Consider the following 13,753-nt stretch of genomic DNA (forward strand, 5'->3'; position numbering starts at 1 on the left):
GAGGGGTTCGCCTGGCCGGTGTTCTTCCGGCAGATCAGCGTCTCCATCTGGCATTCTCTGCTGAATTTCGCCCTGTACCTGGTGGTGATGGGCCTGCTGCTCCTGCTCAACCTGATTCCGGCGGCCGGTCAGGCGCTGTTCATGGCGGGGAGTTCAGTGGCATCGGCATTCTTCCTGGCCCGCGAGATGCTGGACGGCCCGCTGACCCGCGATCGCCTCCGCTGGACGGACAAGTACCGCGTGGTCTGGCGGCACAAGGCCGTGACGATGGGTCTGGGTGCGGCCACGGCGGCGATGCTCTGGATCCCGCTGCTGAACTTCGTCTGTCTCCCCGTCGCCGTCACCGGCGGCACCCTGCTCTACGCCCACCTGCGCCGCACCGGCCGCCTGCCCCTCAACTCGTAATTCGTAATCGTTATTCGTAATCGTAATCGTGATCGTGAGCGAGAATCGCAATCGGATCGGGAGTTGGCCGCGTCCTGCCGGAGGCGGCCTGCTGCCTCGCCGCGATCCATCGTGAAACAGCATGACGGTCTGGTGTACGGCGGCATGATGCCGCCTTGGTTCCGTTCGGTGCGCGTCGGGACCGATCCTCGAGTCTCGAGCACGATTACGATTACTCAGTTACTCTCGATTTTCTGTCAATTTTTGGCAGGATTTTTTACTGAAGCCATAAGCAAAATCAAACAGCAGGCGGGCGGGAGGTACCGCAAGCGGCAGCGAGCGGCGCGTGGGGCCAGCCGCATCGATGTCCCGACGCCGCGACACCATTCCATCACGGTAGCGGCCGTGCGTGTCACGCGACCTGAGGCGTCGTTGCCAGACCCGCGGCGATGGTCGGCCCGTTGATCCCGGAAGCATTCAAGCGGCAGGAACAGAGTGGTTGGACACCTGGGGTCAGGCGTGCCGATTGGGCTTTTGCGCCGCTCGCTGCCGCTCGCGGTACCTCCACGTTACCAACCGGCGGATCGTGCACATTTCTAAGGCGCCGGGCCGATCAATGAATGACTGGTCGGACGAGTGAATTCCAGCTGCTTTTAACCAATGGGTTCCGCCTCGCCGGGTTGGGATTACGTTTGCGATCACGATCATGAATTACGAGCACGAAATCCGATGCCCGAATTCCGATGTCCGCGTTACGGGAACGAGCATCGAGTCTCGAGCTTCGAGCCTCGATTACGATCACGATTACGATTACGAATGACGAATGACGGGCACAAAAAAAAGATAGATGGTAGCTACCGCGCGGCCAGCGCTTCCACGAGCCGCGGTAGCGCGGTCACGGCTTCGCCCAGCCGCGCCGGATTCTTGCCGCCGGCCTCGGCCATGGCCGGCCGGCCGCCGCCGCTCCCCTCCACGATCGCGGCCAGATCCTGGGCGAGCTGGCGGGCCGGCAGGCGTTTTGTCTCGCTCTCCGACACCATGACCACCAGCGCCGCCTTGCCGTCGATCTCGGCGCCGAGGGCCACCACCGCCCGCTCGAACCGGCGGAGCAGCTGGTCGGTGAGGGCGCGCAGCGCGTTGCGGTCCACGTCGGTGACCACGCCCGCCGCCACAAAAACGCCGGCCACGGTTTCGGCCTGGGCGGCGATGTTGCCGACGATCCCGGACGCCAGGCGCATCCGCAGGCGCTCCAGCTCCTTCTGGTGGCGGTGGATGGTCTCCTGCAGCTCCTCGACATGGGCTGGCAGTTGCTCCGGCTCCACCTTCAGCGTGCGGTGGAGCCGGCCCAGGAGCTGTTCGCTCTCGGCAAACCGCCGGTAGGCGTTGGGACCGGCAACGGCCTCGATGCGCCGCACGCCCGAGGCGATGCTGCTCTCGGCGAGGATCTTGACCACGCCCATCTGGCCCGTGCGCTCCAGGTGCGTCCCGCCGCAGAGCTCGCGGCTGAATCCCTCCACGGCGATGACACGGACCGTCTCCTGGTACTTCTCCCCGAACAGGGCCATGGCGCCGCTGGCGACCGCCTCGTCGATGGCCATCACGCTGGTCCGCACGGGCCGGTCCCGCCAGATCTGCTCGTTGGCCTCGGCCTCGATCGCGGCCAGCTCACTCGGGCTCACCGCCGTGTAGTGGCTGAAGTCGAACCGCAGCCGGTCGGGGGCCACCAGCGAGCCGGCCTGCTTCACGTGCTCGCCGAGCACGTCGCGGAGCGCCGCGTGCAGCAGATGGGTGGCGGTGTGGTTGCAGGCGGTGGCGAACCGGCGGTCGGCGTCCACCACGGCGGCGACTGTCTCGCCGGTGCGCAGCGTGCCCTGCAGCATCCGCACCCGGTGCAGGATGACGCCGCCCACCGGCGTCTGCACGTCCAGCACGCGGGCGGTCCCGGTCGCGGTCCGCAGGAAGCCCTGGTCGGCCACCTGACCGCCGGACTCGGCGTAGAACGGCGTGCGGTCGAGCTGCACATCCCCCTCCTGCCCTTCGGCCAACGTCTCCATCCGCTCGCCGTCACGCAGGATCGCCACCACGCAGGCGTCGTCGACCTGCGTCGTCTCATAGCCGAGGAACGCAGCGGGGCTGGCCTCCGCCAGGTCGCGGATGGCGGGCGGGACCGATTTCTGCGCCTCACCCTTCCAGGAGGCGCGGGCGCGCTCCTTCTGGCGGGTGAGTTCGGCCGCAAAACCGTCCATGTCGAGGCGCCAGCCCCGCTCGTCGGCGATCTCGGCCAGCAGATCGGTGGGGAAGCCGTAGGTGTCGTAGAGGCGGAAGATGTCCGCCCCACCGATGAGCACGTCGGCGCCGGCGCGTCCGGCCACCACCTCGTCCAGTTTCTTGAGCCCGAAGTCCAGGGTGGAGGAGAACTTCTCCTCCTCGGCCTGCACCACCCGGGCGATGTAGTCGCGCCGGCTGACCAGCTCGTCGTAGACGTCGCCCATCCGGTCGATCACCGTGCCCGCCAGCCGGTGCAGGAACGGTTCATGCAGGCCGAGCATCCGCCCGTGGCGGATGGCCCGGCGCAGGATCTTGCGCAGCACGTAGCCCAGGCCCTCGTTCGAGGGCAGGACGCCGTCGGCCACGAGGAAGGCGCCGGCCCGGCTGTGGTCGGCGATGATCCGGAGCGACAGGTCGCCGCGGGAGTCCCCGCCGTACCGCACCCCGGCGATTCCTTCGGTCTCGTGGATCAGCGGCATGAACAGGTCGGTGTCGTAGTTGGACAGCTTCCCCTGGAGCACCGACGTGAGCCGCTCCAGCCCCATGCCGGTGTCGATGGACGGCGCCGGCAGCGGATGGAGCGTCCCGGCCGCGTCACGCTCGTACTGCATGAAGACCAGGTTCCAGATCTCCAGGTAACGGCCGCATTCGCAGGTTGGCCCGCAGTCGGTGTGGCCGGCCGGGCTGGCGCCCAGGTCGTAGAGGATTTCCGAACAGGGCCCGCACGGCCCGGTGTCGCCCATCGCCCAGAAGTTGTCCTTCTCGCCGAAGCGGAGGATCCGCTCGGCCGGCAGGCCGGTGATGCGGCGCCACAGGCCGTCGGCCTCGTCGTCCGCCTCGAAGATGGTGGGGTAGAGCCGGGCGGGATCGAGTCCGTAGATCTTTGTGACCAGCTCCCAGGCGAACTCGATGGCCTCCGCCTTGAAGTAGTCGCCGAACGAGAAGTTGCCCAGCATCTCGAAAAACGTGTGGTGCCGGGCGGTCCGGCCCACGTTTTCCAAGTCGTTGTGCTTGCCGCCGGCGCGCATGCACTTCTGGCAGGAGGCGGCCCGGGTGTAGTCGCGGCGCTCCTTGCCCAGAAAGGTGTTCTTAAACTGGTTCATCCCGGCGTTGGTGAAGAGCAGCGTCGGGTCGCCCTCCGGCACCAGCGCGGAGCTGCGCACCAGGCGGTGGCCGCGGGATTCGAAGTATTTCAGAAAGCTCTGGCGGATCTCGTTACCGGTCATCGGTGTCGTCCTCTGCGGGCAGTTCGATTTCGGCCAGCCGCTCCCGGATCCGGTCGAAGCCGAACCCGCGGCGGGCCAGATAGGTCTCCAGGCGTTTCAGGTCTGCGACGCGGCGGGGCATTCCGGCGAGCCGCTGCCATTTGGCCACGGCTTGTTCCAGCACCTCCGCCTCGGGGTGTTCCGCCAGCGTCGCGGCCAGGACACGCTCGGCCGTCGCCGCGTCCACCCCGCGCGCCACCAGCTCGTGCAGGATGCGGTGAGGGCCCCAGTGCCGTTCGACGGCCCAGGCGCGGGCGCACAAGCCAGCCCAGTGAAAGTCATTAAGATAGTTTAAGGCCTTGAGTTTGTCTATGACTTTTTCGACGGCCGCGGCGTCGGCCGACCGCCGCAGGAGGCGCTCGCGCAGGGCCTTTTCCGGATACCCTCGGCGGGCCAGCAGGCGCACCGCGTACTGTAACAGGCGGGTGTCGTCCGGAGGCATCAGAGGTTCTGCATGCGCTCCATTTCCTTCTCCATCTCCTCCTGGGCGCTGTCGGCGGTGGAGTAGATGCCCTGGACCCGGAGCTTGAACTCGTCCGGGTTGGAGGCGTACCCCAGGGCGTCTTCGTAGGAGATGAACCCCCGCTTGTAGAAGCCGAAAATGGACTGGTCAAACGTCTGCATGCCGTACTGGCTGGTGCCGCTGGCGATGGCGGTCTTGATGAACTTGGTCTTGGTCGGGTCGTTGATGCAGTTGCGCACGAATTCGGTCACGATGAGCACCTCGATGGCCGGCACGCGGCCCTTGCCGTCGGAACGCCGCAGCAGGCGCATGGAGACGACCGCCCGGAGCAGCGACGCCAGCTGGATGCGGATGTTGTTCTGGTGGTGGGGCGGGAACACGGCGATGATGCGGTTGATGGTCTCGGTGGCGTCCAGGGTGTGCAGGGTCGAGAAGACCACATGGCCGGTCTCGGCAGCGAGCAGCGCCGTCTCGATGGTTTCGCGGTCACGCATTTCGCCGACCAGGATCACGTCCGGGTCCTGGCGCAGCGAACTGCGCAGCGCATCGGCGAAGCTTTTGGTGTCGACGTTGACCTCGCGCTGGGAGATGATGCACTTCTTGTCGCGGTGGAGGAACTCGATGGGGTCCTCGATGGTGACAATGTGGTTGGTCTCGTTCTCGTTGACGTAGTCGATCATCGTGGCCAGCGACGTGGACTTGCCGCTACCGGTGGTCCCGGTGACCAGAATCAGACCGCGGGGGATCAGGGCGATCTTCTTGAGCACCTCGGGCAGGTTCAACTCGTCGAATGTCTTGATGTTGGCGGGGATGACACGAAAAACCAGCGAGACCGTGCCCCGCTGCTGGAAGACGTTCACGCGGAACCGGCCCAGGGCCTTGACGCCGTAGGCCAGGTCGAGCTCGGAATTTTCCTTGAAATACAGCTTCTGGCGGTTATTCATGATGCCGAAGGCCATGAGGAGCGTGTCTTCTTTCGTCAGCTTCTTGAAGTCGATGAGCGGCACCAGTTCGCCATTGACGCGGACGTGCGGGAATGAGCCCGCCTTGAGATGAAGGTCCGACGCCCCCTTCGCCACGGCGATCTTCAACAGGTCATCTACTTTCATGGTGTTGCCCCGATTTACAGATTGGTTTCATCTTAATCCAGCCCCCCAGAGGTGTCAAGAAAATGTGTCCCGGCCGGCGGGACAGCCGTTTACAGCCTGGCGGTGACGTGTTATAAGGAGCCTGCAACGCCGCCGCTCCCGCGTGGGACGCTTCGGAGGCCCCTCATCTCAACCGATTCCCGCCCCCAACCCAAGATGCCAGTCACGACGCCGTTTGAACATCCCGACAACTGCCCGCTCGTGCTGGCGCCCATGGCGGAACTGAGCCACGCCGCCTTCCGGATGATGCTCCGGCGCCTCGGCGGCTGCGACGTCTATTTCACGGAGATGCTGTCCGCCGGCCGGCTGGTCCGCGAATCGGCGCACCGGTCGGTGTTCCTCATCCAGGATCCGGCCGAGACGGGGCTCGTCCACCAGATCGTCGGCGGCGACCCCGAGCTGATGGGCCGCGCCGCCGCCCTGCTCGAGTCGCGGGGCGTGGCCCGGGTGGACCTGAACATGGGCTGCGCCGCGCCGCGGCTCATCGCCAAGGGCCAGGGCGTCGCCCTGATGCGCGACCCGGACCGGGCCCGCGCCGTCGTGGCGTCCGTACGGCGGTCGTTCGGCGGCCACCTGAGCGCCAAGATCCGCCTGGGCTGGGCGGAGCACGCCGCCGGACTGCCGGATTTCTGCCGGATGCTGGGGGCGGAGGGCGTCCAGACGGTGACCGTCCACCCGCGCTGGCAGCATGAGAAATTCAAAGGGCGCGCCCGGTGGGACTACATCGCCCGGGTCCGCCAGTGGACCGGCGTGCCGGTGGTGGGGAACGGGGATGTGCTGACCTCGGCGGACGCACGCCGCCTCCGCGCCGAGACCGGCTGCGACGGCATCATGATCGGCCGCGGCGCCGCCATGCGGCCGGGACTGTTCCGGGAGATCGCCGACCCGGACGCTCCGCCGGCGGATCCGGCCGCGATCCTGGCGGAGTTCATCGCACTTCTGGAACAGTACCTGCCGCCGGAGCGGCGCCTCTCGCGGCTGAAGATCTTCACCCACTGGCTGGCCCAGCCGCTGGCCTTCGGCCACAACCTCCGTACGCGGGTGCAATCCGCCGGCAGCCTGGCGGAGGCCCGCGACCGGATCGCCGCCTTCTTCGCCGCCTGCCCCGCCGGTGCGTCCGGCGGCGCCGCGCCACCCGGCCGGACTTGAAACTCCTTTACAGCCGCCGGCGTTTCTCCTATATTGATCTTCCATCGATTCGGACCGGCCGGACCCGCGGCGGACGCAGCCGGAAGGAGCCCGGACACCAGGCGGGTCCGCCGGCGCGGCCCCGCCTCGAGGAGATCACATGAAACCACAGTCCGTCATCGCCATCTACCCCGGATCGTTCGACCCGGTCACCAACGGTCACGTGGACATCATCCAGCGCAGCCTCGAGGTGTTCGACACCGTCATCCCCGCCATCCTGATCAACGCCGACAAAACCGCTTGCTTCACGCCGGAGGAGCGGCTGGTGATGCTCCGGGATGCCGTCCGCGGGCTGAAGGGTCGCGTGGAGCCCATCCACTTCAGCGGCCTTCTAGTGGATGCGGCGCGCCAACACGGCGCCACGGTCATCATCCGCGGCATCCGGGCGGTCTCGGACTACGAGTACGAGCTCCAGATGGCCCTCATGAACCGCAAGCTGGCGCCGGAGATCGAGACGCTGTTCCTGGTGCCGGCGTTCAAGTACTCTTTCCTGAGCTCGCGTCTGGTCAAGGAAGTGTACGCCCGGGGCGGGTCCATGAAAGACCTGGTGCCCGAGCTCGTCGACACCATGATGCTGAAGAAACACGGCCGCTGAGCCCGTTCCCGGAGCACCCCATGCAGATTCCCGTCCCCCATGTGTTCAAGCGTTACGACATCCGCGGCATCGTCGGCGAGGAGCTGACGCCGGAGCTGGCGACCGCCATCGGCCGCGCCGCCGGCACCTACCTGCGGCGCCGCGGCCGGGCGGACGTCGTGGTGGGCCGCGACGGCCGCCTGAGCGGGCCCGAGTACGCCGCCCGGCTCATCGACGGCCTGCGGGCTTCCGGCGTCCGGGTGCTGGACCTGGGCATCTGCCCCACGCCGGTCATGTACTTCGCCATCCACCATCTCGGCGCCGGCGGCGGCGTCGCCGTCACCGCCAGCCACAACCCGCCCGAGTACAACGGCTTCAAGATCAATTGCGGGCCGGACTCCCTGTACGACGACGCTATCCAGGAGATTCGCCGACTCATCGAAGCCGAGGATTACGAGACGGGCAACGCGCCGGTGGAGCGCCGCCCGGTGATCCCCGACTACGCCGCCGCCCTGCGACGGCAGTTCGGCGAGCTCGCCAGCCGGCCCAAGGTGGTGGTGGACGCCGGCAACGGCACCGCCGCCCTCGTGGCGCCGGACCTGCTGCGGAGCTTCAAGTGCCGCGTGGCCGAGCTCTACTGCACGGTGGACGGGCGGTTCCCCAACCACGAGGCCGATCCCACCGTGGCCGCCAACCTGGCCGATCTGATCCGGGTGGTCCGCGAGCAGTCGGCGGATCTCGGCATTGCCTTCGACGGCGACGGCGACCGCATCGGCGTCGTGGACGAAACGGGCACGATCCTCCACGGCGACCAGTTGCTCCTGATCTACGCCCGGCAGGTCCTGGCCGCGCAACCCGGGGCCACGGTGATCTCCGAGGTCAAGTCGTCGCAGGTGCTGTACGACGAGATCGCCCGCGCCGGCGGCCGGCCGCTGATGTGGAAGACCGGCCACTCCCTCATCAAGGCCAAGATGAAGGAGACGGGTGCCGCGCTGGCCGGCGAGATGAGCGGCCACATGTTCTTCGCCGACCGTTACTACGGGTTCGATGACGCCATCTACGCCGCCTGCCGCCTGCTGGAGATTCTGGACGCCGCGGGACAGCCGCTCAGCCGGCTGCTGGCGGACCTGCCCGGGACCGTGAACACTCCGGAGCTCCGGCATCCGTGCCCGGAGGCGTACAAGGCGCCGCTGGTCCAGGCGGTGCTGGACCATTACCGGCGCGACCATGAGGTGATCGACATCGACGGCGTGCGGGTCCGCTTCCCCGGCGGGTGGGGGCTTGTCCGGGCCTCCAACACCCAGCCCATCCTGGTGCTGCGTTTTGAGGCGGACACCCCCGACCGGCTGCAGGCCATCCAGGACGATGTCATGGCCGTCATCCGGAAATACCAGCGCGAGATCGTGCCGTCATGAGCATCCTCGAGATCCCCTTCTTCAAAAGCCAGGGTCTGGGCAACGACTTTCTCCTCCTTCGCGACGAGCATTTGGGCGGGCTCCGCCTGCCCCTGCCCGAGATGGCGGAAAAGATCTGCTCGCGGAAGTTCGGCGTGGGCGCCGACGGTGTGATCGTGTGGACGGCGGACGCCGTGGCCGACCAATTCACCGCCCGTATCTTCAACGCCGACGGCTCGGAGGCCGAATCGTCCGGCAACGGGATCCGCTGCCTGGCGGCGGCGCTCTGCCACGCGGGGATCGCGCGCGGCGAGCGCCTGTCGATCCGGACACCCGGCGGTCTCAAGCAGGTGACCGTGCTCAGCCGAGCGAGCAACGTGTACACGTTTCGTACGGATCTCGGCCCCGCCACCTTTGACCCGGCGGTGATCCCGCTGGCGCTGTCCGAACCGGCCGGCCCGCCGCCGCTGCGACTCCGGTTGCAAGCCGGCGATGCGACCTTCGAGGCCACACCGCTGGCCGTGGGCAATCCCCATTGCGTGGTCCGGGTGGACCGGATCGATTTCAACGCCTTGTACGCGACCGGCCCGCTGCTGGAGCGGCATCCCGTCTTCCCGGCGCGGGCCAACGTGGAGTTCGTCCGGGTCGTGGACGCCGCCACCATCGAAATCGCCATCTGGGAACGCGGCGTCGGCCACACCCTGTCGTCGGGCACCGGCAGCGCCGCCGCCGCCGTCGCGGCCATCGCCAACGGCTGGACCGACAGTCCGGTCCTGGTGCACATGGAGGGCGGCGAAACCCGCGTGAGCTGGGACCGCTCCGGCAACGTCATCCAGGACGGGCAGGCCCAGTTCGTGTTCCACGGGCTGATCGAGTCGCACGCGCTGAAATACTGAAATCCGTCCGGGAGCACCATGCCGGCATCCCGCCTGTCCGTCATCTGCATCCGCCCCCAGGGGAGCGCCAACATCGGCGCCATCGCCCGAGTCATGGCCAACTTCGGTCTGGACGATCTGTATCTGGTGGCGCCCGAGTGCCCCGTCGACGAGCAGTCATACCGGATGGCCTGCCACGGTGACGGCGTGCTGCGGCGCGCCCGCGTCGTCGACGCGCTGCCCCCCCTGCTCCCGCAGTTCCACGGTCTCATCGGCACCTGCGGCCGCACCGACTCCAGCGCCTTCGGCGCGCCGCTGAGTCCGGCGGCGGCCGCCGCCGCGGTGCGCCCGCTGGCCGACCGGTATCCGCTGGCCGTGGTGCTCGGCCCCGAGGATCACGGCCTGTCCAACGAGGAGCTGAAGCTCTGCCGGTGGATCGTTCGCATCCCCACGGCGTCGCCCTACGCCTCGCTGAACATCGCCCAGGCGGCCGCCATCCTGCTCTACGAACTGTGCGCCCGACCCGACGGCGCGGCCCCGCCCGCCGCCCGCTTCCGGCCCGCCACCGCCGCCGAGATGGAGGCGTTCTACCGCCACCTCCGCGACCTGCTGCTGGACGTGGGCTTCCTGCACGCCGACAATCCGGAGCGGATCATGTACACGCTGCGGCGGCTGCTGGGGCGGAGCGGTCCGGACCGGCGGGAACTCAAAATTCTGCGAGGGATCGTGCGGCAGGCCGCCTGGGCGCTGGGGCAGGCCGGTTGGCGCGGCCGCCGGCGGGGCGGCCCGGACTCGGGCGGGATCAGACCGGATCGAACTTGATGTCGCGCAGGTTGAGCTGGAGGTTGCTCACTCCGTTGTATTCGTTGAGCTGGATGTTGTAGGCCACGGAAATCTGTTTCTGGTAGATCAGCCGCTCAAACAGTTCCCCCTTCTTCCACCAGACCGCGTCGAAATTCTGCAGGACGTTGCCCACCTTGATCTTCAGGTGCTTGTCCTTCAGGAGCCAGGGGCCGGAGTACACCTTGACGTTCGACGAGGCGAACACGGGGATGGGATTCCCCTCGCCGAACGGGGCCAGCTCGTTGATCTCGTCGAGCAGCTTGAAGCTGATCTGGTTCAGGTCCAGGAAGGTGTCGACATTGAGCTCGGGAATCAGTTCGTCGGGGCCGAGCGTCCGGGCGGCGTGCGCGTTGATCGCCACGCGGAACCGCTCCACGTCGTCGCTGTTGAGCGTCAGCCCCGCCGCCAGGGCATGTCCACCGAACTTGATGAGGTGGCAGTCGCAATCCTGGAGGGCCTGCAGGAGATTGAATTTCGATGTGGAGCGGCCGGAGCCGTGGGCCTCGCCGTTCTCCAGCGACAGGACGATGGTGGGCCGGTGGAACCGCTCCATGATCCGGGAGGCGACGATGCCGATGACACCGCGGTGCCAGTTTTCGCCGCCGAGCACCAGCACAGACTGATCAAAAATGTCCGGCCGGGATTGGGTCAGTTCCTCGATCTCGTCCAGGATGACCTTTTCCTCCTGCTGGCGCAGGACGTTTTTCCGGTTCATGTCGCTGACGATCTGCCGGACGAATTCGGGATCGGCTGAGTCGAACAGGTCCACGGCGGCGTTGGATCCGCCCATGCGGCCCACCGCATTGATCCGGGGCGCGACCTTGAACGCCAGATCGATGCAGGTGATGTCCTTGCCGCGGACGCCCGCCATCTCCAGAAGTGTCTTCAGGCCGATGTTGCCGGGATTGTCCAGCGCCTGCAGGCCGTACTTGACGATAATGCGGTTCTCGTCGGACAGCGACACCAGGTCCGCCACGGTGCCGATGGCCACAAAGCTGAGAAACTGGACGGCCTGCTCCTCCCGGCCGTCCTCGCGCAGCAGCGCCTGACAAAGCTTGAATACCACGCCCACGCCGGCAAGGTTCTTGTCGGGATAGGCGCAGTCCGTCTGCCGGGGATTCAGGATGGAGTAGGCGGGCGGCAGCGCATCGCTGGGCAGGTGGTGGTCCGTCACGATGAGGTCCAGCCCGATCTCCCGCGTGAACTCGGCCACCTCGGTGGCCCGGATGCCGCAGTCAACGCTGATCACCAGGGAGTAGCCCTGATGCTTGAACTCCTCAATGGCCTCCTTTTTCAGGCCGTATCCGTCGGTGAGGCGCCGGGGGATGTAGAAGCCGCACACGCCGCCCAGCAACTGGATCGTCTTCTTCAGCACCACGATGGATGTGACGCCGTCGACGTCGAAATCTCCGTAGATCAGGATGTTCTCCCGCTGATGGATGGCCCGCATGATGCGGTCCACGGTCCGCCGCATGTCCTTCATCAGGTACGGATCGTACAGGTCCTTCAGCGTGGAGTGGAGAAATGCGTAGGCGGATTCAGGGGCCTGAATGCCTCGGTTAACCAGCAGATGCGCTTGGAGATGGGAGATTTTCAGCGCCTCGACCAACTGGTCGATACTCGCTTCCTGGACTGGCTGGACAATCCATTTTTTTTCGGAGTTTGAGCTGCTTTGGTTCGACTGCTTTTGAATCAAAGAAAATTATACCACGCCGGATCGGCGCGGAACAATACATATTCTTGAAGAATTATCCAAATTTTTGGAAAAATCGCAGATTTTGCCCCCGGACTGGAGCAGAAAGCCCGGTTAGCGGAGCTGCTTGCTGATCACCTGGAGCCAACGGACGTAGGATTCACGATATTTGTCGACAAACGCCGCATATTCTTCCTGCGTGGTGAAATTGTTTTCCGTGAACGATTTGTTCAGATAGCGGACCTTGTCATTCTCCTGGATGAAGTCCCCCGAACCGGACTCAATCTCCAGGCTGTCGAGGCCGAAATCGAAGACCAGCGAATAGTCGTTGCCGCGCATCATGCTCAAATCCTTATACACCTTGCGGTAATCCTTCTTGGCGATCTCCTCGTCAAGAAAGGACATGTTATCGGCGGCGGCTCGGCAGTGGATGACGATGAGCGCCATTCCCTTGATGTGCTGGACTCCTACGTAGGTGCCTGCCGCACCCGGGACGGCTGTGGCAAAGTACACGATATTCTTCTGCTCCAGCTCGCCTTTCAGCTGTTGGATGGCCGCCTTGTCGTTCTGGGCTGACAGGCTGAGGACCGATGCAACGAGCACCAGCAGGATGGCCGAACCGCGCACCATTTGTTTCATGGATTCCACCTCGTCGATGATTCGGACAAACGCTTTCATTGTAATCGGACCCTCCTGTCATTTCAACCGGATATCCACATTTTTCAGGATCCTGGTCCCGGCCGCTCTCTCCGGGCGGCCGCTCTCCGTTCCATTGATAAAGATGGACGTCGTCGACCCGAGTTTCGCCCCGCCGCCGCCGGCCGGCCGCCTTGCGGCGGCCGGACCCATGCTGTCAGACAGGTAGGCATGTCCGTGCCAAACCGGTGTATTTGGGTAAGGAGTCAATCGTGTGTTTCCGAGGTCGCGCACGCAGAGAGCGTCGGTGCGATTCCGCCGGAAAACTAGGCGAGATGGTGGAGGGAACGCCGACCTACCGCAAAACAGTCTCAAAGCCCGCTCTCCTCGTAACTTCTTGATAATAAACGAAGAAGTCATCTCGCACAACCACTTCCCGCAAACCCGACCAGAGAAACGATTTTCTCCCCTGATTTCCCGGCACCGGACGAGGGTGACGGGTTTGCAGTAAAATCGGATACCTGGCGTCGAGCAGCAACAACTTCGAATCCAGTTTTCGGACGCCGGTTCGGTTCCCAAAACGGGAATCGAACGGATCACGTCAGCTTGCCCCTCCTTGTTCCTGAGAACACCTTAGCTATTCAGGCTGAATCAGTTCTATCCGAGGGTCACGACTGATCAAATCAAAACTCCCGTCAGTCGCCCTTGTAAAAGCAAATCGGTAATCATTGGCAATGCGATCAAATGGCCATTCTTCTGAAACTTTAACCGCCATCCTCTGGAGTCCGTCCGGACTGCATAGATACGTGCTCTGATTGTAACGACGAACTAAGATCGTACCAGCGTCGGGTATCTTCTCCAGAGTAAACCTGGGGAACGATGGGATATTGGCTGGTTCACTATCGAAATTGGACCAATGGAGATCAAGCCAAGCCTGAGTCTGCTCGCTGACCTGGCAGCGCAATGCCGCGATTGTGTCTGGCTCACGAAGCTTTTTACGGACCATGGATGGTGAATTCCCA

General features: G+C 65.3%; 11 protein-coding genes. 6 read left to right on the forward strand and 5 right to left on the reverse strand.

What is annotated here, in order from left to right:
* The coding region (locus GX414_15460) for a hypothetical protein (protein NLI48500.1) at positions 1 to 405 on the forward strand (405 nt) is incomplete at its 5' end.
* Positions 406 to 1,238: 833 nt separating this feature from the next.
* On the opposite strand, the gene alaS is transcribed toward GX414_15460, so the two are convergent.
* From alaS to GX414_15475, 3 genes are read right to left on the reverse strand one after another with little or no spacing between them, the layout of a single operon-like run.
* Positions 1,239 to 3,878 (reverse strand): alanine--tRNA ligase, encoded by a 2,640-nt coding sequence (gene alaS, locus GX414_15465; protein NLI48501.1) that lies wholly within the window; start codon positions 3,876 to 3,878, stop codon positions 1,239 to 1,241.
* Positions 3,868 to 4,359, reverse strand: coding sequence for a hypothetical protein (locus GX414_15470; GenBank protein NLI48502.1), 492 nt, complete (start codon positions 4,357 to 4,359; stop codon positions 3,868 to 3,870). The genes alaS and GX414_15470 overlap by 11 nt, the downstream gene beginning before the upstream one ends.
* The gene (locus tag GX414_15475; GenBank protein ID NLI48503.1) at positions 4,359 to 5,489 is read right to left on the reverse strand and encodes a type IV pilus twitching motility protein PilT; all 1,131 of its coding nucleotides are present in this window, start codon (positions 5,487 to 5,489) and stop codon (positions 4,359 to 4,361) included. The genes GX414_15470 and GX414_15475 overlap by 1 nt, the downstream gene beginning before the upstream one ends.
* A 195-nt stretch (positions 5,490 to 5,684) precedes the next feature.
* Here GX414_15475 and GX414_15480 point away from each other — a divergent pair, with 195 nt between their 5' ends.
* The 5 genes from GX414_15480 to GX414_15500 all read left to right on the forward strand — a co-directional run bounded on the left by GX414_15480 (position 5,685) and on the right by GX414_15500 (position 10,381).
* Positions 5,685 to 6,677, forward strand: a complete 993-nt coding sequence (locus tag GX414_15480) for a tRNA-dihydrouridine synthase family protein (protein ID NLI48504.1) — start codon at positions 5,685 to 5,687, stop codon at positions 6,675 to 6,677.
* A gap of 139 nt (positions 6,678 to 6,816) precedes the next feature.
* Positions 6,817 to 7,311, forward strand: coding sequence for a pantetheine-phosphate adenylyltransferase (gene coaD / locus GX414_15485; GenBank protein ID NLI48505.1), 495 nt, complete (start codon positions 6,817 to 6,819; stop codon positions 7,309 to 7,311).
* 20 nt (positions 7,312 to 7,331) lie between these two features.
* Complete coding sequence (locus tag GX414_15490; GenBank protein NLI48506.1) at positions 7,332 to 8,705, forward strand: phosphomannomutase/phosphoglucomutase; 1,374 nt, start codon at positions 7,332 to 7,334, stop codon at positions 8,703 to 8,705.
* Positions 8,702 to 9,580, forward strand: coding sequence for a diaminopimelate epimerase (locus tag GX414_15495; protein ID NLI48507.1), 879 nt, complete (start codon positions 8,702 to 8,704; stop codon positions 9,578 to 9,580). The genes GX414_15490 and GX414_15495 overlap by 4 nt, the downstream gene beginning before the upstream one ends.
* Before the next feature lie 18 nt (positions 9,581 to 9,598).
* On the forward strand, positions 9,599 to 10,381 hold the full coding sequence (locus GX414_15500; GenBank protein ID NLI48508.1) for an RNA methyltransferase: 783 nt from the start codon (positions 9,599 to 9,601) through the stop codon (positions 10,379 to 10,381).
* On the opposite strand, the gene recJ is transcribed toward GX414_15500, so the two are convergent.
* Both recJ and GX414_15510 read right to left on the reverse strand, forming a co-directional pair.
* Positions 10,362 to 12,011, reverse strand: a complete 1,650-nt coding sequence (gene recJ / locus GX414_15505) for a single-stranded-DNA-specific exonuclease RecJ (GenBank protein ID NLI48509.1) — start codon at positions 12,009 to 12,011, stop codon at positions 10,362 to 10,364. The two genes, GX414_15500 and recJ, sit on opposite strands and share 20 nt — an antisense overlap.
* Positions 12,012 to 12,209: 198 nt before the next feature.
* A complete protein-coding gene (locus tag GX414_15510) occupies positions 12,210 to 12,773 on the reverse strand; it encodes a hypothetical protein (protein NLI48510.1) in 564 nt (187 codons plus the stop codon).
* Between the last annotated feature and the right edge of the window lie 980 nt (positions 12,774 to 13,753).

It is taken from the genome of Acidobacteriota bacterium (assembly GCA_012517875.1).
Classification (GTDB): domain Bacteria; phylum Acidobacteriota; class JAAYUB01; order JAAYUB01; family JAAYUB01; genus JAAYUB01.